This window comes from Acidovorax sp. (assembly GCF_016783915.1).
Lineage (GTDB): Bacteria > Pseudomonadota > Gammaproteobacteria > Burkholderiales > Burkholderiaceae_C > Acidovorax.
The window spans coordinates 17,785-36,754 of sequence record NZ_JADHVT010000036.1 but is presented as its reverse complement, the minus strand read 5'-3'; the positions used below and the strand labels follow the sequence as shown (position 1 = coordinate 36,754).

At 65.4% G+C, this 18,970-nt stretch carries 19 protein-coding genes; 8 read left to right on the top strand and 11 right to left on the bottom strand.

Annotated features, from left to right (window positions below):
• On the bottom strand, positions 1–1,232 hold a 1,232-nt coding region (locus ISS20_RS09660; RefSeq protein ID WP_291436035.1), incomplete at its 3' end, for a ComEC/Rec2 family competence protein.
• A 137-nt stretch (positions 1,233–1,369) separates the two neighbouring features.
• Here ISS20_RS09660 and ISS20_RS09655 point away from each other — a divergent pair.
• Entirely contained in the window at positions 1,370–1,828 is a 459-nt protein-coding gene (locus tag ISS20_RS09655) for a RidA family protein (protein WP_291436033.1), read from the top strand.
• Between the two features lie 119 nt (positions 1,829–1,947).
• On the opposite strand, the gene ISS20_RS09650 is transcribed toward ISS20_RS09655, so the two are convergent.
• The 4 genes from ISS20_RS09650 to ISS20_RS09635 form a co-directional block, all read right to left on the bottom strand.
• The gene (locus ISS20_RS09650; protein ID WP_291436031.1) at positions 1,948–3,741 is read right to left on the bottom strand and encodes a methyl-accepting chemotaxis protein; all 1,794 of its coding nucleotides are present in this window, start codon (positions 3,739–3,741) and stop codon (positions 1,948–1,950) included.
• Between the two features lie 217 nt (positions 3,742–3,958).
• The gene (gene parC / locus ISS20_RS09645; RefSeq protein WP_291436029.1) at positions 3,959–6,316 is read right to left on the bottom strand and encodes a DNA topoisomerase IV subunit A; all 2,358 of its coding nucleotides are present in this window, start codon (positions 6,314–6,316) and stop codon (positions 3,959–3,961) included.
• Entirely contained in the window at positions 6,313–7,161 is an 849-nt protein-coding gene (locus ISS20_RS09640) for a lytic transglycosylase domain-containing protein (protein ID WP_291436028.1), read from the bottom strand. The genes parC and ISS20_RS09640 overlap by 4 nt, the downstream gene beginning before the upstream one ends.
• A gap of 33 nt (positions 7,162–7,194) precedes the next feature.
• The gene (locus ISS20_RS09635; RefSeq protein ID WP_291436026.1) at positions 7,195–9,177 is read right to left on the bottom strand and encodes a DNA topoisomerase IV subunit B; all 1,983 of its coding nucleotides are present in this window, start codon (positions 9,175–9,177) and stop codon (positions 7,195–7,197) included.
• Positions 9,178–9,334: 157 nt separating this feature from the next.
• On the opposite strand from ISS20_RS09635, the gene ISS20_RS09630 reads away from it, so the two are divergent.
• The 6 genes from ISS20_RS09630 to ISS20_RS09605 all read left to right on the top strand — a co-directional run bounded on the left by ISS20_RS09630 (position 9,335) and on the right by ISS20_RS09605 (position 14,322).
• Entirely contained in the window at positions 9,335–10,552 is a 1,218-nt protein-coding gene (locus ISS20_RS09630; RefSeq protein ID WP_291436024.1) for an MFS transporter, read from the top strand.
• 17 nt (positions 10,553–10,569) lie between these two features.
• The gene (locus ISS20_RS09625; RefSeq protein ID WP_291436022.1) at positions 10,570–10,725 is read left to right on the top strand and encodes a hypothetical protein; all 156 of its coding nucleotides are present in this window, start codon (positions 10,570–10,572) and stop codon (positions 10,723–10,725) included.
• A gap of 80 nt (positions 10,726–10,805) precedes the next feature.
• Positions 10,806–11,360, top strand: coding sequence for a class I SAM-dependent methyltransferase (locus tag ISS20_RS09620; protein ID WP_291436020.1), 555 nt, complete (start codon positions 10,806–10,808; stop codon positions 11,358–11,360).
• A gap of 30 nt (positions 11,361–11,390) precedes the next feature.
• Positions 11,391–12,287: a 4-hydroxy-tetrahydrodipicolinate synthase gene (gene dapA / locus ISS20_RS09615; protein ID WP_291436018.1), complete on the top strand. Its 897-nt coding sequence runs from the start codon at positions 11,391–11,393 to the stop codon at positions 12,285–12,287.
• A 47-nt stretch (positions 12,288–12,334) separates the two neighbouring features.
• Positions 12,335–13,432, top strand: a complete 1,098-nt coding sequence (gene bamC / locus ISS20_RS09610; protein ID WP_291436016.1) for an outer membrane protein assembly factor BamC — start codon at positions 12,335–12,337, stop codon at positions 13,430–13,432.
• A gap of 104 nt (positions 13,433–13,536) precedes the next feature.
• Positions 13,537–14,322 carry an MBL fold metallo-hydrolase gene (locus ISS20_RS09605; protein ID WP_291436015.1) on the top strand — a complete coding sequence of 262 codons (786 nt, stop codon included), beginning with the start codon at positions 13,537–13,539 and terminating at the stop codon, positions 14,320–14,322.
• A gap of 128 nt (positions 14,323–14,450) precedes the next feature.
• Here the strand turns inward: ISS20_RS09605 and ISS20_RS09600 are convergent, their stop codons facing one another.
• The 3 genes from ISS20_RS09600 to ISS20_RS09590 all read right to left on the bottom strand — a co-directional run bounded on the left by ISS20_RS09600 (position 14,451) and on the right by ISS20_RS09590 (position 16,643).
• Positions 14,451–14,726 (bottom strand): hypothetical protein, encoded by a 276-nt coding sequence (locus ISS20_RS09600; RefSeq protein ID WP_082522412.1) that lies wholly within the window; start codon positions 14,724–14,726, stop codon positions 14,451–14,453.
• 251 nt (positions 14,727–14,977) lie between these two features.
• The gene (locus ISS20_RS09595; RefSeq protein WP_291436013.1) at positions 14,978–15,499 is read right to left on the bottom strand and encodes a hypothetical protein; all 522 of its coding nucleotides are present in this window, start codon (positions 15,497–15,499) and stop codon (positions 14,978–14,980) included.
• Positions 15,500–15,518: 19 nt separating this feature from the next.
• The gene (locus ISS20_RS09590; protein WP_291436011.1) at positions 15,519–16,643 is read right to left on the bottom strand and encodes a cupin domain-containing protein; all 1,125 of its coding nucleotides are present in this window, start codon (positions 16,641–16,643) and stop codon (positions 15,519–15,521) included.
• 54 nt (positions 16,644–16,697) lie between these two features.
• On the opposite strand from ISS20_RS09590, the gene ISS20_RS09585 reads away from it, so the two are divergent.
• On the top strand, positions 16,698–17,222 hold the full coding sequence (locus ISS20_RS09585; protein WP_146871156.1) for a peptidylprolyl isomerase: 525 nt from the start codon (positions 16,698–16,700) through the stop codon (positions 17,220–17,222).
• Between the two features lie 81 nt (positions 17,223–17,303).
• On the opposite strand, the gene ISS20_RS09580 is transcribed toward ISS20_RS09585, so the two are convergent.
• From ISS20_RS09580 to ISS20_RS09570, 3 genes are all read right to left on the bottom strand, one after another.
• Complete coding sequence (locus ISS20_RS09580) at positions 17,304–17,804, bottom strand: glycine zipper 2TM domain-containing protein (RefSeq protein ID WP_291436009.1); 501 nt, start codon at positions 17,802–17,804, stop codon at positions 17,304–17,306.
• 215 nt (positions 17,805–18,019) lie between these two features.
• A complete protein-coding gene (gene dut / locus ISS20_RS09575) occupies positions 18,020–18,466 on the bottom strand; it encodes a dUTP diphosphatase (protein WP_291436007.1) in 447 nt (148 codons plus the stop codon).
• Complete coding sequence (locus ISS20_RS09570) at positions 18,463–18,957, bottom strand: hypothetical protein (protein WP_291436005.1); 495 nt, start codon at positions 18,955–18,957, stop codon at positions 18,463–18,465. The genes dut and ISS20_RS09570 overlap by 4 nt, the downstream gene beginning before the upstream one ends.
• Between the last annotated feature and the right edge of the window lie 13 nt (positions 18,958–18,970).

The window sequence follows — 18,970 nt, the reverse complement described above, 5'->3', positions numbered from 1 at the left end:
ACCACGGCCCCGCAGGCCAGCAGCCACACCTGGGGCCAGGGCCAGCGGCGACCGCTCCACTGCAGCAGCCCCACAATGGCCAGCATGGTCACCGTGCGCTGCGCGGGCACGCCCCAGCCGCTGAACAGGGCGTAGGCAGCGGCCAGCAGCACACCCGCCAACAGCGCGGCCGAGGGCGCCGGTACCGCCAGGCTCAACCGGGGCGAGCGCCGCCACAGCGCCCGCACAGCCAGCGCCGCCAGCCAGGCAAACAGCGTGATATGCAGGCCCGAAATGCTCATGAGGTGGGCCACCCCGGTGGTACGGAACACATCCCAGTCCGCGCGGTCGATGGCGCGCTGGTCGCCGGTGACTAGCGCAGCCACCACCCCCGCCGTGCGCGCGCGGGTGGGGTCGGCGGTGTCGCCCTCCGGCCCATCCCGCCCAAACACCAGGCGCTCCATGATGGCGTCGCGCACCCGCTGGCGCAGTTGCTCCACCGGGTGCTGCCAAGTGGCATCTACACGCACCGGAGGCTCGTCCTTGGGACCTGCGCGCACATAGCCAGTGGCCTGCACGCCCTGCTCCCACATCCACAGTTCGTAGTCAAAACCGTGCGGGTTGCGCAGGCCATGGGGTGCCTTCAGGCGCACAGTGATCTGCCATCGCTCGCCCGCACGCACCGGGGCTGGCTGGCGCTGCAAATCCAGCACCTCGCCCGCACCGCCGAAGGCGCCGCCATACCAGGCCACATCCACCAGCGGCGGCAATGACACGGCCGCGCCCTGCAGCGTCGCCGCCTCCACCGCCATGCGCCAACGGGTGCCTGCCTCGTTGATCTGCGGCATGGCAGCCACCATGCCGGTGATGCGCAGGTCCTTGCCCTCCAGGGCCGCTGGCAATGCCTGCGCCTGGTAGGCCACCGCCCGCAGGCCGGTGCCACCCGCCATGGCAAGCGCACCCGCCAGCAACACCAGCCAGGGCGCGATGGCGATAGCCCAGTGGGCCCAGCGCTGCCCTGGGCGCAGCCTTGCCGCAGCCACTGCGCAACCACCCAGCAGCAAGCCGGCCCCCAGCAGCCATCCATAGGCCGCAGCGGGCCACAGCGTGGGCTGCTGCAGCTGTAGCCCGGCCCCCGCCACCACACCCAGCAACACGGCTGGCAGCAGCCAAGGGCGCGGGGGCAAGGGCAGGTCCACCCCGTGGCCGGTGGTGGGCAGCGGCGCGGCATTAGGGGCGCTTATGGCGGACATGCACTGATGCTAATGCGCTGCTGGGGCCTGCCACGCGGGTGCGAGGGCAAGGCGCTGTGTAACACTTACCGCGCCCGGCGGCCTGCACACCAGCCCGCCCTCCTCCATTCACCCCGCCCTTCCTAACGAGGACCACCATGAGCGTTTATGACAAGCTGAAAGAACTCAACATCACACTGCCACCCGTGTCGGTGCCCGCCGCCGCCTACGTGCCCTATGTGCAGACAGGCAACCTGGTGTTCTTGAGCGGCCACATCGCTCGCAAGGACGGCAAGCCCTGGGCAGCGCAGTTTGGCCGTGACATCAGCACCGAAGAAGGCAAGCAGGCCGCTCGCGCCGTGGCCATCGACCTGATGGGCACACTGCAGGCCGCCTGTGGCGGCGACCTGAACCGCGTAAAGCGCATCGTCAAGGTCATGAGCCTGGTGAACTCCACGGGCGATTTCACCGAGCAGCACCTGGTGACCAATGGCGCCAGCGAACTGCTGGGCCAGGTGTTTGGCGAAAAGGGCGTGCATGCCCGCAGTGCCTTCGGCGTGGCGCAGATCCCCATGGGCGCGTGCGTGGAGATTGAACTGATCGCCGAACTGGCCTGACAGACCGCGCGCCCCAGCAAAAAACCCATGGCACCACTGCCATGGGTTTTTTGTTGCCTGTGCAGTGCAGTGGCCCGCCGCCTGGGCCTGCGGCAGCCGGGGGCACCTACCTCAGCGTGTCAGAAAGATTCCCAGTCCTCTTCCGCCCCGGCCGTGGCACCGTGCTTGGCACCTTGCTTCACGCCTGGCGATGATGAAGGCGATTTCGCCAGTGCCGCCGGGGCACTCGCAGTGCTGATGCGGGCTGCAGGGGCACCGCCCCCGGTGGTGGCCGCTGCGGGCTTGTTGCGGGTGGCAGACATGGCGGATGTGGTTGCCTTGGCCGCACCGCGTGCGACACCAATGGCAGCCTGCGCAGGCCCGTAGCTGGCGGCGTTCACCTTGAACATGGACACCTCGCGTGCCAGATGATCGGCCTGCTCGCGCAGACTCTGCGCTGCCGCAGCGCTTTCTTCCACCAGCGCAGCGTTCTGCTGGGTCATCTGGTCCAGGTTGCTGATCGCCTTGTTGACCTGCGACACCCCCGCGCTCTGCTCGGACGATGCGGCAGTGATCTCGCCGATCATGTCGGTCACGCGCTGCACAGACTGCACGATGTCGGTCATGGTGGTTCCCGCGTCGGACACCAGGCGCGAGCCGGTCTCCACCTTCTCCACCGACGCGCTGATAAGTTGCTTGATCTCTTTGGCCGCCTCGGCACTGCGCTGCGCGAGGCTGCGCACCTCGCTGGCCACCACGGCAAAGCCGCGCCCTTGCTCCCCAGCCCGTGCGGCCTCCACGGCCGCATTGAGCGCCAGGATGTTGGTCTGGAAAGCAATGCCGTCAATCACGCCGATGATGTCCGCAATCTTCTTGCTGCTGTGGTTGATGTCCTCCATGGTGGCCACCACCTGGGTCACCACCTCGCCGCCCCGGCGCGCGACGCCGGTGGCACCCGCTGCCAGGCTGCTGGCCTGCTGAGCGCTGCCCTCGCTTTGCTGGATGGTGCTGGTGAACTCCTCCATCGCGGCGGCCGTCTCCTGCAGGTTGCTGGAGGTCTGCTCGGTGCGGGCCGACAGGTCCTGGTTTCCGGTTGCGATTTCTGCACTGGCAATGGCAATGCTGTCCGTACTTTGGCGCACCTGGTGCACCATGCGCCCCAGCGCATTGCTCATGGCATAAAGCGAGCGCAACAGGTCGCCAAACTCGTCGCTGCGCGTAACGGACTCCTGCAGGCTCAGGTCGCCACCCGCAATGCGTTCAGCCAGTCCATTGGCCTGGGCCAATGGCCGCTGGATGCTGCCGATCAGGTAATACGCCCCCACGATGATGGCCAGCAGCAGCAGGCCCACGGCCACCGCTGCGATCTTGACGGTGAGCATGCGTGAGGCTGCCATCTCCTGCTGCCTGGCAGCCGCGTTCTGTTGCTGCTGCTGCACAAAGTCGCGCAGGACTTGCAGGTAAGTGGCCACGGCCGGGTTGTACGACTGCTTGACCACCGCAATGGCCTGGTCCTGCTGCCCATCCGCCTTTAACTTGCGGGCCTGGCCGCGCAAGTCGATCATGGCCTTGCGGGCTTCGGCGATCTTGACCATCTGCGCCTTGTCGGCGTCGGACAGGGCCATGGCCTCCAGCGACTTTTGCACCTCGCTGATCTGCGCCGTGGTGGCGGCAATCACGTCCTTGAACTCGGCCTCCACCGCTGCGTCGCCACTGACGATGAGCGCCTGGGTACGCGCCGCGTTGGTTTCGGTCAGCCCCGACCAGCGGATCGCGGCCTGCACGCGAGCCTCCATGTCCTTGGCCACCGCATCGGCCTCGGCTTGCACTTTGGCCGACCGGTAGCCAGAGAACCCCACCACGGCGGCCAGCAGCACCACAATGAGCACCACTGCCAGCCAGAGTTTGTGCGCCATCCGAAATTGTTTGGGCATGGATGTCTCCTGAAGCGTTGTGTTTGCGTACAGATGTTGCTCTTTTTTTCACCATCGCACAAACACCCCGCCTCGGCATCAGGGTCTGCCCTTGTCCGGCACGGGCCTCACCTTGGCGCCCTTGCTGCACGGCGCCCGCCCTCGGCGCCGCGCGCTGGGTGCCGGGCGGACATCGGCGCCGCACTGGGCGGACGACCGGGCCCCGAGCCGGAGGCGACTACTCGACGCGCGTCACTGTCGTGGGCTTGAAGCCCAGGTCTGCGGCCTTGCCCTTGCGGCCACGTGCAGCGCGGGCGTTGTTCAGGCTGCGGATCTCCAGCGTCTCATCGCGCTGCTTGCCGCCCCGGCCAATGCCGTCGAGGCGAATGCTGCGCGTGTAGGCCGCCGCGCCCGCGAGCTGGTCCTTGTCCTCCAGGTCAATCAGCATCAGCCCCCGGCCGCCATTGGCCATGGTTTTCAGCTCGGTGATCTCGAAGGTCAGGATGCGCCCGCCGGTGGAGGCGCAGGCCACGTGCGTGGCGGGCGGCACCGGCTTGCTGCCCGTGGTGCCCGCAGCATGCGACGGCACACACACGGTTTCGCCCTCGCCCAGCGTGAGAAAGGCCTTGCCACCCTTTTGGCGCGAAACCATGTTCTCCACCGCCGCCAAAAAGCCGTAGCCGCCCGAGTTGGACAACAGCAGCGTGGCGTTGGCAGGGCCCGCAAAATAGTGCAGCAGTTGCGTGCCCGATTCCAGCTCGATGAGCGTGGTCACCGGCTGGCCGTCGCCACGTGCGCCAGGCAGCAGCGACACGGCCACCGAGTAAACACGGCCGTTGCTGCCAAAAGCCAGCAAGGTATCGACCGTACGGCACTCGAACGTGCCGTACAGCCCGTCACCGGCCTTGAAGGCAAAGCTGGCGGCCTCGTGGCCATGGCCGGTGCGGGCGCGCACCCAGCCTTTTTGCGAGACGACCACGGTCACAGGCTCGTCCACCACCTTCACTTCGGCCACGGCCTTTTTCTCGGCCTGGATGAGGGTGCGGCGCGCGTCGGCAAAGGTCTTGGCGTCGGCCTCGATCTCCTTGACCATGGTGCGGCGCAGCGAGCCGGGGTTGTTCAGGATGTCTTCGAGCTTGCCCTGGCTTTCGCGCAGTTCTTTCAGCTCCTGCTCGATCTTGATGGCTTCGAGCCGCGCGAGCTGGCGCAGGCGGATTTCAAGGATGTCCTCGGCCTGCCGGTCGCTGAGGTTGAAGCGCGCGATGAGCGCGGCCTTGGGCTCCTCGGCCGCACGGATGATGGCGATCACCTCGTCGATGTTGAGCAGCACGGTCTGCCGCCCTTCGAGGATGTGGATGCGGTCCAGCACCTTGTCCAGCCGGTGCTGGCTGCGGCGGGTGATGGTGGTCTGGCGGAAGGCAATCCACTCTTCCAGCATCACGCGCAGCGACTTTTGCACAGGCTTGCCATCGAGCCCCACCATGGTGAGGTTGATGGGGGCGGAGGTCTCCAGGCTGGTGTGGGCCAGCAGCGCGGTGATCAGCTCCTGCTGCGGGGTCTTGCCCGTCTTGGGCTCGAAAACCAGGCGCACGGGCGCGTCTTTGCTCGATTCGTCGCGCACCACGTCCAGCACGGCCAGCATGCTGGCCTTGAGCTGGGTCTGGTCCTGACTCAGCGCCTTCTTGCCGGCCTTGACCTGGGGGTTGGTGATTTCCTCGATCTCTTCGAGCACGCGCTGCGTGCTCACGCCAGGCGGCAGCTCATTGACCACCAGCTGCCATTGGCCACGGGCCAGTTCTTCGATCTTCCAGCGCGCGCGCACCTTGAGGCTGCCACGGCCGGTGCGGTAGGCGTCAGCAATGTCGCCCGCACTGCTGATGATCTGGCCGCCACCGGGGTAGTCCGGGCCGGGCACCAGGGCCAGCAGGTCGTCCTGGCTCAGAGAGGGCGTCTTGATGAGCACGATGCAGGCGTCGGCAATCTCGCGCAGGTTGTGGCTGGGGATTTCGGTGGCCAGGCCCACGGCAATGCCGCTAGCGCCGTTAAGCAGCGCAAACGGCAGGCGCGCGGGCAACTGGCGCGGCTCCTCGGTGCTGCCGTCGTAGTTGGGCATGAAATCGACCGTGCCTTCATCGATCTCGTCGAGCAGCAGGCTGGTGATGCGCGAAAGGCGCGCTTCGGTGTAACGCATGGCAGCCGCACCATCACCGTCGCGGCTGCCGAAGTTGCCCTGGCCGTCGATGAGCGGGTAGCGCTGGGCAAAGTCCTGCGCCATGCGCACCAGCGCGTCGTACGCCGACTGGTCGCCGTGCGGGTGGAAACGGCCCAGCACATCGCCCACCACGCGGGCGCTTTTGACCGGCTTGGCGGCGGTGTTGCGCGTAGGGCCGCTGTAGCCCAGGCCCATGCGGTCCATCGAATACAGAATGCGCCGCTGCACGGGCTTGAGGCCGTCGCACACATCGGGCAGCGCGCGGCCCTTGACGACCGAAAGCGCGTATTCAAGGTAGGCACGCTGGGCATAGCCCGCCAGGCCCAGGGAGTCGCCCCCGTCATCGCCTGCGGTGGTGAAATCGAGAGTGGGTTGGTCGCTCATTCGTTGGGTACAGTTTCTGGATTCACGTTCTGGGGAGCGGTGGGTGTCTGCGCCACGCGGGTGGGCGGCAGGTTGCCCCGGTTCTGCGCGCCGCCCGACAGCTCCATCCGCACGCGACCGGGCAGCGCACGCTGGGCCAGCACCGGCGCCGGGGGCTTGAGCTGGGCATACAGGCCCAGCACGGTGCGGACATAGTTCTGGGTTTCCTTGAAAGCCGGAATCTGGTTGCCCGCCTTTTGCACCGCGCCTTCGCCGGCGTTGTAGGCGGCCACGGCCAGATCCATGCGGCCAGGGAACAGGTCCAGCAGGTGGCGCAGGTAACGGGTGCCGGTGGGTACGTTCACGGCGGGGTCGGCGAGCTTTTGCTCGACCGAGCGCTTCTTGTCCGCATTCACACCAAAACGGCTGGCCGTGGCGGGCATGACCTGCATCAGGCCCACGGCGCCTTTGGGCGACACGGCGGCGGCGTCAAAGCCGGATTCGGTGGCGATCACGGCCTGCAGCAGCTCGTAGTCCACGCCATGTTGGCTGGACGCAGCGCGCAGGTGGTGCTTGACACGCTTGTAGTCAGGCGCAATGTCAAAAAAGGCCAGCAGGCGTGCACCCGCTGCGGGCAACGCGTAGGGCATGGGGGACGCATTGGCAGGCGCATCACGGGTGGAGTCGAAGTCGCTGCCGCGAAAAAACAGCTGGTAGCGCGCATCGACCTGCTCGGCCGCAAAGTGCGTCACGCCGCGCTCGTCCACATGCGCCCACAGGTCTGCATGGGCAGTTTGCTGCAAAAAACAGAGCAAACAACCCAATAAGTACCAGCGCAAGCGGCCGACTTTTCGAAGTGATGTCATGACAAGCAGCGTGGGCGCCTGTGGCTCAGCCCGTCAGATATCGATCTCGACCGCATCGCCATGCAGCTCCATCAACTCGCGGCGCGCAGCGGCCTCGCCCTTGCCCATGAGCTTGGTGATGAGGCCTTCGGTGGCAGCAAAGTCCACATCCCCCAGTTGCACGGGCAGCAGGCGGCGGGTGTCGGGGTTGAGGGTGGTTTCCCACAGTTGTTCCGCGTTCATCTCGCCCAAGCCCTTGAAGCGGCTGATCTGGCACTTCTCTTTTGGCACGCCGTCCTTGGCGCACTTGTCGAGGATGGCCGTGAGCTCACCTTCGTCCAGCGCATACATCTTGGCCGCAGGCTTCTTGCCGCGCGCGGGTACATCCACGCGGAACAGCGGCGGGCGCGCCACGTAGATGTGGCCGGTCTCGATGAGCTTGGGGAAGTGGCGAAAGAACAGCGTGAGCAACAGCACCTGGATGTGCGAGCCGTCCACGTCGGCATCTGACAGGATGCAGATCTTGCCGTAACGCAGGCCCGAGAGGTCGGGCGTGTCGTTGGGCCCATGCGGGTCCACGCCGATGGCCACCGAGATGTCGTGGATTTCGTTGTTGGCAAACAGGCGGTCGCGCTCCACCTCCCAGGTGTTGAGCACCTTGCCCCGCAGCGGCAGGATGGCCTGGCTTTCCTTGTCGCGGCCCATCTTGGCGCTGCCGCCGGCCGAGTCGCCCTCGACCAGGAAGACTTCGTTGTGGGCAATGTCCTTGCTTTCGCAATCGGTGAGCTTGCCCGGCAGCACAGCCACGCCCGAACCCTTGCGTTTTTCGACCTTCTGGCCCGCCTTCTGGCGCGTCTGCGCGGCCTTGATAGCCAGCTCGGCCAGCTTCTTGCCGTAATCAACGTGCTGGTTCAACCACAGCTCCAGCGCCGGGCGTACGAAGCCGCTGACCAGGCGCACGGCGTCGCGCGAGTTCAGGCGCTCCTTGATCTGGCCCTGGAACTGCGGGTCCAGCACCTTGGCTGAGAGGACATAGCTGGCGCGCGCAAACACGTCCTCGGGCAGCAGCTTCACGCCCTTGGGCAACAGGCTGTGCAGTTCGATAAAGCTCTTGACCGCGTTGAACAAACCATCGCGCAGGCCACTTTCGTGGGTGCCACCCGCGCTGGTGGGGATCAGGTTGACGTAGCTCTCGCGCATGGGCTGGCCGTCTTCGGTGAAGGCCACCGCCCAGGCCGCCCCTTCGCCCTCGGCAAAGCTCTCGTTGCCGCTGTCGGCAAAACCCTCGCCTTCAAACAGCGGGATGACCGGGTCGCCGGTGAGCGTCTGCATCAGGTAGTCCCGCAGGCCGCCCTTGTACTGCCAGGTCTGCGTGTCGCGGGTCTTTTCGTTCACCAGCTGCACCGTCACGCCGGGCATGAGCACGGCCTTGCTGCGCAGCAGATGGGTCAGCTCGCCCATGGGCAGGGCACTGGATTCGAAATACTTGGCGTCGGGCCACACGCGCACCGAGGTGCCCTGCTTGCGCTCGCCCGCCTCCAGCGGGCGGGAGACCAAAGGCTCGATCACGTCACCGGCGGAGAACACCAGGCGCGCCGCCTTGCCTTCGCGGTAGCTGGTGGCCTCCAGCCGGGTGGCCAGCGCATTCGTCACCGACACGCCCACGCCGTGCAGGCCGCCCGAGAAGCTGTAGGCACCGCCCTTGCCCTTGTCGAACTTGCCACCCGCATGCAGGCGGGTGAAGACCAGCTCGATCACCGGCGCGTTTTCCTCGGGGTGCAGGCCGAACGGGATACCACGGCCATCGTCCTCGACACTGACCGAGCCATCGGCATGCAAGGTGATGCGGATCTTCTTGCCGTAGCCGGCCAAGGCCTCGTCCGCAGCGTTGTCCAACACCTCCTGGATGATGTGCAGGGGGTTGTCGGTGCGGGTGTACATGCCCGGGCGCTGCTTGACGGGCTCCAGGCCCTTGAGCACGCGGATTGAGCCTTCGGAGTATTCGCTCGCGGAAACGGAAGAGGGTTTGGCTGCCATGGGGCGGATTGTAGTGCGGCACCGCAGCAATAGCTGGATAAATAACCAGCCCTCCCAACCTCTGCGCCAACCTCGGTGTTCTTGCCGCCCCCACCGCCAACTGTATTGGTCGCAGGTGTATCAGCGCGTTTCACACAATCTGGCTACATTCCTGCGCATGCATATGAATCCTCCGAAACTATCCATGTTCCAGGTGCTGGCGTGCGGCGCGGCCGTCGTGACCCTGTCCATGGGCATCCGCCACGGGTTCGGGCTGTGGCTCCTGCCCATCACCCAGGAAATGGGCTGGACCCGCCAGTCGTTCGCACTGGCCATTGCCATCCAGAACCTGTCCTGGGGCCTGATCGGGATTTTTGCGGGCATGGTGGCCGACCGGTACGGGGCCTTCCGCGTGTTGATCGGCGGGGCGGCCCTGTACGGCCTGGGACTGGCGGGCATGGCGCTGTCGCCCACGCCCACACTGTTTGCACTGACGGCCGGGGTGCTGATTGGTGCCGCACAGGCGGGCACCACCTATGCCGTGATCTATGGTGTGCTGGGGCGGCAGATTGCGCCCGAAAAACGCTCATGGGCCATGGGCGTGGCAGCGGCGGCGGGTTCGTTCGGGCAGTTCCTGATGGTGCCGGTCGAAGGCTGGCTGATTGCGGGCCTGGGCTGGCAGCAGGCCCTGCTGGCTCTGTCGATGGCCGTGCTGCTGATCGTGCCGCTGGCCTTTGGCCTGCGCGAGCCGGGCTTCAAGGGTGCAGCCCCGGCCAAGCGCGAGCAGACCATCATGCAGGCGCTGGGTGAGGCGTTCCGATACCCCAGCTTCAACCTGTTGATGGCGGGCTACTTTGTGTGCGGCTTCCAGGTGGTGTTCATTGGGGTGCACATGCCCAGCTACCTCAAGGACCATGGCCTGTCGCCGCAGGTGGCCAGCTATGCGCTGGCGCTGATCGGGCTGTTCAATGTGTTCGGCACCTACATCGCCGGCACGCTGGGCCAGCGCATGCCCAAGCGCCACATCCTTGCGTTCATCTACTTCGCCCGCGCGGTGGCGATCAGCATCTTCCTGCTGGTTCCACTGTCACCGCTGTCGGTGTACGTGTTCTCGGCGGTGATGGGCGCGCTGTGGCTGTCCACCGTGCCGCCGACCAACGCCACCATTGCCCAGATCTTTGGGGTGCAGCACCTGTCCATGCTGGGCGGCTTTGTGTTCTTCAGCCACCAGATCGGCAGCTTCCTGGGCGTCTGGCTGGGGGGCTATCTGTATGACGCCACCGGCAGCTACGATATCGTCTGGTACATCGCCATCGGCCTGGGCATTTTTGCCGGGCTGGTGAACCTGCCGGTCAAGGAAAGCCCGATCGCGCGCAACACCCCACAACCCGCCTGACCCGTTGCCCCCACTGCATGAGCCACACCACCCCGCCCCGCAAACCCGCGCCCCGCGCCCTGCGCTGGCTGGGTGGTGCCGTGGCCGTGCTTCTGTGCCTGGTGGTGTTCGGCTTGTACACCGTGCCCGAGTTCATGGTGATGCTGGCCGACCAGATGTGGGCGTGTTTTTGACATACCCAGCAGGCTTTTGAAGGTTTTTGGCAGCAGGCGCTAGTCAATCATGCTCCAGCAGCTATCATTTTTATAGTTCTATGCACGGTACGGAAGCCCCTTCGGAATGGGTGCGGCGCTGGAGCCACCTGATCGCCCCCCACAGCACCGTGCTGGACGTGGCCTGCGGTGCGGGCCGCCACCTGCGCTACCTGCGCGCACTGGGGCACAACATGGTGGGGGTGGACCGGTCGGCCGAGGCCATTACAGCCCGTGAGGGGCTGGGCGAGATGGTGCTGGCCGACATCGAGAACGGCCCCTGGCCTTTTGCAGGTCGCCAGTTTGGCGGCGTGGTTGTCACCAACTACCTATGGCGCCCACTGCTGCCCACCATTGTCGCCAGCGTGGCGGCGGGCGGGGTGCTGGTCTATGAAACGTTCGCCCAGGGTAACGAAACCGTGGGGCGCCCGGCAAGAGCGGAGTTCCTGCTGGCGCCCGGCGAACTGCTGCACGTGTGCAAGGACTTGCGCGTGGTGGCCTATGAGGACGGCTTCATCGACGAACCCGCGCGTTTCGTGCAACGTATCACGGCTGTACGGGAACTCCCGCAGGCGGGTGGACCCTCACGACATCTTTTGTCTACCGGGGCTAGTTAGAATGCCCTTTTACCGTTTACCACTGCGGACATGACCTCTTCTTCCGTGCCACTCACCGGCAGCATCGTCGCCCTCGTCACCCCCATGCATGAGGACGGTAGCGTGGACTACCCCACCTTGCGCAAACTGATCGACTGGCACATCGCCGAAGGCACCGACTGCATCGGCGTGGTGGGCACCACGGGCGAGTCCCCCACGGTGAACGTGGAAGAACACTGCGAAATCATCCGCGTGGCCGTAGAACAGGCCGCCAAGCGCGTGCCCATCATGGCAGGCTGCGGCGCCAACTCCACCGCCGAAGCCATTGAGCTGGCCAAGTTCGCGCGCGGCGTGGGTGCCGACAGCCAGCTGCAGGTCGTGCCCTACTACAACAAGCCCACCCAAGAGGGCCAGTACCAGCATTTCAAGGCCATTGCAGAAGCCACGGGCGACCTGCCCATCGTGCTGTACAACGTGCCTGGCCGCTCGGTGGCCGATATGCAGCACGACACCGTGCTGCGCCTGGCCCAGGTGCCCGGCGTGATCGGCATCAAGGAAGCCACCGGCAACATCGAGCGTGCCCAGTGGCTCATCCGTGACGTCCCAAAAGGCTTTGGCGTGTACTCGGGCGACGACCCGACCGCAGTGGCCCTGATGCTGTGCGGTGGCCACGGCAACATCAGCGTGACGGCCAACGTGGCCCCGCGTCTGATGCACGAGCTGTGCGTGGCGGCACTGGCCGGCAACGTGCAACGCGCGATGCAGATCCAGTTCCAGCTGATGCCGGTGCACAAGCACCTGTTTGTCGAGGCCAACCCCATCCCGGTCAAGTGGGCCATGTCCCGCATGGGCCTGTGTGGTGGCACCATGCGCCTGCCCATGACGCCCCTGGCCAGCAGCAACGAGGCTGTGGTCGAGTCAGCGCTGCGCACCAGCGGCCTGATCTAGTACGGGCTCTGCGCCCGCTTCCCGAGACACTTCCCAAGGATTTCCGCGTGAAAGCTGCTACCACCCGCCTGAGCCTTCTGGCTCTTGTCATGGCCCTGTCCGCCTGCTCCACCAGCATTCTGGAGGGCGACAAGATCGACTACAAGAGCGCCGCCAAGGGCTCGTCGCTGGAAGTCCCCCCAGACCTCACCCAGCTGTCACGCGACTCACGCTACGCCATGCCAGGCGGCTCGGTGTCTGCCGCCGCCATGCAGGCCGGCCAAGCCGCACAGCCATCGGGCACGGCCAATGCAGCCGCACTGCAGCTGGGCGATGTGCGGATCGAGCGCGATGGCAGCCAGCGCTGGCTGGTGGTCAACCGCCCCGCCGACAAGCTGTGGGAACCCGTGCGTGACTTCTGGCAGGAAAGCGGCTTCACGCTGGCCCAGGCGGATGCGAATGTGGGCATCATGGAAACCGACTGGGCGGAGAACCGCGCCAAACTGCCCCAGGATTTCATCCGATCCACCATCGGCAAGCTGATGGAGTCCCTGTACTCGACCGGCGAGCGGGACAAGTTCCGCACCCGGCTGGAACGCAATGCCAACGGCAGCACCGAGATCTACATCACCCACCGCGGAATGATCGAGGTCTATGGCAACGTCACCAAGGACAGCACCGTCTGGCAGCCCCGCCCGTCCGATCCGGAACTCGAAACCGAATTCCTGCGCCGCCTGATGGTCAAGCTGGGCGTGAGCCAGGAGCAATCCAAGGCCGTTGCCGCAGCGCCCGCAGCGCGCGCCCAGTCAGCACGCATGGCCACGGTCAACAATGTGCCGGTGGTGCAGCTGGACGAGGGCTTTGACCGGTCATGGCGCCGCGTGGGCCTGGCCCTGGACCGTACCGGTTTTACGGTGGAAGACCGCAACCGCAACGAAGGCACCTACTTCGTGCGCTACGTGGCGCCCAATGTGGAGAAGAAGGAGCCCGGCTTCTTCAGCAAGCTGTTCAGCTCTGCGGCCGCAACGCCTCCGCTCAAGTACCGCATTGTGGTGCGCAGCCAGGGTGAATCGACCACGGTGTCGGTGCTCAATGAGGCTGGCGCCCCCGAGTCCTCGGCCAATGCTGAGCGCATCGTGCGCGTGATTGCTGACGACCTGAAATAAAAGCCGGCCGCAGGCCGCCACCCACAGCCGGAGCCCCCTCTGCCTTCTGGTGGACGGTGGCTCTGGTTTTTTGGGCCGCCACAAACCCACCCTTTCGCCCCGCCATGCTTCGATTCAAAAACCTGGGCAGCGGCAGCACCGGCAATGCCACGGTCGTCGAAGGCCGCAGTGGCAGCCAGGTTCGCCGCCTCCTGATCGATTGCGGGCTCGGCATCCGGCAGCTGCAAGCCCGTCTGGCGCAAGCGCAGCTGCAGGTGAAAGATCTGGACGCCCTCTTCATCACCCACGAACACTCGGACCACATCGGCTGTGCGCAGACACTGGCACTGCGCTTTCGTATCCCCGTGTGGATGAGCGAAGGCACCTATGCAGCCCTGGGGTCGCCAGACTTGGACGGCTTGCTGCGGGTGGCGCGCGACATGGAAGCCATTGACATGGGCGCCTTCGAAGCTAGGCCGTTCACCGTGCCCCACGATGCCCGTGAGCCCCTGCAGCTGCGCTGCTCCGACGGGGCGGCACACCTGGGCGTGCTGACCGACCTGGGCCACGCCAGCGCCCACGTACTGCAGCAGCTGCAGGGATGCCACGCCCTGATGATCGAGGCCAACCACGACCCCGACATGCTGGCCGCGTCCCGCTACCCGCCGTTTCTGAAACGCCGCGTGGGCGGACTGTATGGCCACCTGGCCAACTCGGCAACAGCGGAGATCCTGCGCGCCGTGCAGCATGGCGGCCTGCAGCGCGTGGTGGCAGCGCACCTGAGCGCGCAAAACAACCTACCCCACCTGGCCCGGCAAACACTCGCCGCCGCACTGGGCTGGGCCGATGACGACATCCAGGTTGCCAGCCCCACCGAGGGGACAGAGTGGTTCAGTGTGAGCAATGGATGACCAATGGCATGGACCGCACAGCAGTGAAGTGAATAACCCTCGCGGAGCACATAAAAAAAGCCCCGGACCTTGCGGTGCGGGGCCGTGGCACAGGCCAACCATGAGGTCAGCCCAGAGCCTGCAGCGATTTACTTGGCTGCGGAAGCGCCGGTAGCGGCGGTGGCAGCAGCGTCAGCAGCAGCCTTGGCAGCGTCAGCGGCAGGAGCAGAAGCGTCAGCAGCAGGTGCAGCGGCGGCAGGAGCAGCAGCGTCGGAAGCGGCAGGAGCTGCTGGCTCGGCGGCGGGAGCAGGTGCTGCGGCAGGGGCTTCCACGGGAGCGGGTGCTGGAGCGGGTTCTTCCTTCTTGCCACAAGCGGCGAGTGCAGCAGCAGCGATCAGGGCGGCCAGAACGAGAGAGTTCTTCATTTCGATTTTCCTATTTGGACAGACAGAATCTTGAAAAGCCACGGCGTCAGGCTTCCTGAGCCCATGCACGCATTGGCACAATGCACTTGGTTGCACCTTTTTGGGCACAGCCGCAGATTATATTGGTATTTAGTCAATACTGACTAACACTGACGAAAGCTTTACGCCAGCTTGACTTTGCGCAGTATCTCGCCGGGCGAGCCCGCCGCGTGGTGCCCCTCCAACGGGCGCAACCCCGATGGAGCCTGTGGCTACAACCCCAGTGTGGTCGAGGGAAAGCCTGGTGCACTCTTGCTGCGCACCCACTCGTTGAGAGACTCACGCAGCAATACCCGGCGGTCGGGCTCGCTGCCCGTAACCCCCACGCAGCGGTCGGGATCGAGCCGGTGCAGCACCCATTGCGGCGACCACAGCGCGCTCGGCAGGTCCAGCGGGTCGGCGGTCGGGCTGCGGCGGCAGGTGATGATGTGGTCCCAGGTGCCGCGCCAGCGCACAAAGCGGGCGTGGCGGCGGATCACGTCGTCGTAGCTGCAAGCCAGCATGGTGAAGCGCCTGCCGCTGCGGGCCCAATCCTGCAAGGCCTCGACCACGGCACGCTCGCCCAAGGGCCAGTCATGAAAATGGGCATCGCTGATGAAAATCTCTTGCCAGCCGTCCCGCGCCGCCGTTGCAATGGCGTCGCGCACCAGTTGCTGAAACGCCTCACGCCCGCTGAATCGCCCACTGGGCAAGTCACGCAAAGGCTCGGCGGAGAGGGTTGCTGTGTCGGTCATCACTGGCTCCTGGTCAGTCTCAGCCGGCCCAGGCATGGGCCCAGCCCGCATCGCACCACGACGAAAGCAGCTCCAGCGCGTCGTCGCTGGCCCGTGCCAGATCGCGTGCCGACAGTTGGCGCTCATCGGCCAGGCGCCGCATCAGCGTGGCGTCGCGCCCTGCTGCGCGGTAGCTTTCGCCGTTGATGAAGATGTGCTGTGCGTCGTACATCATGCGGCTCTTGCGGTCCAGCCGCACTCCTTCCAGCATCACCTTGGGGTCGCCAGGCTCAAACCACACGCTGGGCTTGGGCTCGGTCAGGTACTCGCCCAGGGCGCGTTCCAGCACCAGGGGCTGGGCCAGCGCGCGCGACAGCGCCTCACGCGCAAAGTCCTGCAGCCCTGCAGGAATATGCGCCGGCTGCGCCACCGCGTCCTGTCCGGCATCGCGGTACAGCAACGGGTGGTCGTCCTCCCCGGCATCTTCCGCCAGACGCACCAGCAGTTCTTGCGCCAGCTCGGCGCGGGCTGGAGCGCAAAAACCAATGGAGTAGGTCATGCACTCGCCTTCGGCGATACCGTCGTGGGCATAACGCGGGGGCAGGTACAGCATGTCACCCGGCTCCAGCACAAACTCCTCCTCAGGCTCGAACTGGGCCAGCACCTTCAGAGGAATGCCGTCGCGCAGCGACAGATCCTTTTGGCGCCCGATGCGCCAGCGCCGCTTGCCGTGCGCCTGAAGCAAAAAGACGTCATAACTGTCGAAATGGGGCCCTACGCCACCGCCATTGCTGGCGTAGCTGATCATGAGGTCATCCAGCCGCGCCTCGGGCACAAAGCGAAACTGCTGCATCAGTGCATGCACCGCGTCGTTGTGCAAGTCCACGCCCTGTACAAGCAGCGTCCAGTCCGGCTGCTGCAACGCGGGCAGTGCCCGGCGGTTGAAGGGCCCATGGCGCAGTTTCCAGGCGCCTTTGACCTGTTGCACCAGGCGGGACTCCACGCCCTCCTGCCCCGCCAGCGCAAACAGCTCGGCCCGCAACACCGGCGGCGCAAACTGTGGGATGGCCTGGCGCACCAACAGAGGCTTCTTCTGCCAGTGGCGGCGCATGAATTGCGCGGGAGTAAGGCCGCCGAGCAGGGCCAGGGGTTGCTGGATGTCCATGGGGAAAGTGTTGCCCTTTTGCGGGGCCGTTGGTCAAACTGCGACAATTCTCCTATGGAAATTACCCAACAATGTGTGGTCGCACTGACCTGGACCCTGAAAGACACCCTGGGCGAAGAACTCGACGTACTCGATGAACCCGTGGAGTTTCTGGTGGGCGGTGATGATCTTCTGCCCCGCATCGAAGAGGCCCTGCAAGGCCATGGCCCCGGTGCCTCGCTGGCGCTGCACCTCGAACCCGAGGACGCTTTCGGTGACTTCAACGACCAATTGCTGTTTCTGGAACCCCGCGCACTCTTCCCCGCCGAAATTGAAGAAGGCATGACCTTCGACGGCATGGCACTGCCCGAGGGCTGCAACCCCGATGCCCCCCGCACGGCCCTGTACACCGTGGCCGAGATCTACCCAGAACATATCGTGCTCGACGGCAACCATCCGCTGGCTGGCATCGCGCTGCGCCTGCAACTGACTGTGGAGGCCGTGCGCGAGGCCACTGAAGAGGAGATTGGACGTGGCACGGCAGGAACCGGCTTCTTCCGCGTTCAGCCCCAGGCGCCAGGCAGCTCGTTGCTGCACTGATCTCCCTAAGAACCTGTTCTAAAAGCAAAACGGGCGCCCCGAATCAAATCGGGGCGCCCGTTTTTTGTGGTGTCGATCAGATCACATGCGCGAGATCTGGCCGTTGTATAGACGCACGCGGTCGCCGATGCGCAGGTCACCCGGGCTGCTCACGTCGTACACGCGGTAGCCACCTTGGTCCAGTTGCACAGACAGCCGGTATCCCTGCACGTATTCCTGGTTGTTGCGTCCCTCGATGGCGTTGCCAGCCACTGCACCGCCCAGAACGCCTACCGCAGTGGCTGCGGCGCGGCCCGTGCCCTTGCCCACTTGGTTGCCCAGCACGCCACCCACCACGGCGCCCAGAACGGCACCGGTGCCGGTGGTCTGGCCTTGGCTACGACCTTGCAGGACCTCAATGTTGGAAACGCGGCCATATTCCGTGTCCGCCTGATTCTGCGGATAAGCAGGAGCCGTCTGGTAACCACTGGAATAGCCACCGGAATACTGCGGCGCGGGTGCGGGGCGGCTGTGGCCGCAAGCGGCCAGCGAAGCAACCAGAACCACGGTGCCCACGAGGGCGAGAGGACGGTGGAATTGCATGTTCAATCTCCTGAAGTTGTCGGGCTAAGCATTGGCAAGAGAATCAAGAAGGATCCCAGCTCAATGCCCATGTGCAGATTGGAACAACGCCTGAGGATGCCGTAGCGTAGACACAGGGGCCATGGGCATGTCGGTAACAGACCCATCGAAACGTAAGCGGATTCTTACAAACCGGCTACGCAGCCCCTAGGCACCAAGCCATCAGTCGGTGCGCGTCAGGACTTGCCCGTGGAGCCGTACCCGCCCTCGCCCCGCTGCGTGGCTGCAAACTCGGTAACGATGTTGAACTGGGCCTGCACCACCGGAACAATCACCAGCTGGGCCAACCGCTCCATGGGCTCCAGAGTGAAAGCCACGTTGCTGCGGTTCCAGGCGCTCACCATGAGCTGCCCCTGGTAGTCGCTGTCGATCAACCCCACCAGGTTACCCAGCACGATGCCATGCTTATGACCCAGACCCGAGCGCGGCAGAATCAGCGCGGCGTAGCCGGGGTCTTCCAGGTAGATCGCAATTCCCGTGGGCACCAGCTGCCAGGCATTGGGCTGCAGGGTCAGCGGCGCATCGAGACAGGCACGCAGGTCCAACCCCGCGCTGCCGGGCGTAGCGTAGGTGGGCAATTGGTCCGCCATGCGCGGATCGAGAATCTTGACGTCAATCTTCACGGTTTTTTCTTTCCTGTTCCTGTACCACTGCGCTGCTGCGCCACTTGTCGCAGACGCTCCTGCAACGATTCCACCCCTGCACGCACGCCAGGGGCCTGAGCGCCCCCAGCCTGCACAGCCGATTGCATCAGCCAACCCAGTCCCCACCACACCACACCCATGATCACCAGGCCCGGCAGCGAGCCCTGGCTCAGCAGGAGCAGCGCAATGCCATGCAACACCATCATCAGCAGCAACACCGCCCGCACCGTGCGCAAAGCGCCCGCCAGCGGCAGCATCAACTGCAGCAAGTCGGGCGGCAGGGCCTGGGACGCTGAAGTCGCTGGCGCATTGGCCTTGGGTGGCCGAACAGCCCCATTGGTGGCTGCAGCGCTTGCCTGGGCCGCTCGGGCTTTTTGCAAAGGCGCCTGGGTTGTCAGGCGCTCCACATAGGCCGCAAAATCGCCATCGGGAGGCGTGTCCCAATCAGGTTTGGTGGCACCAGTTGTCATCACACCTCCCCAC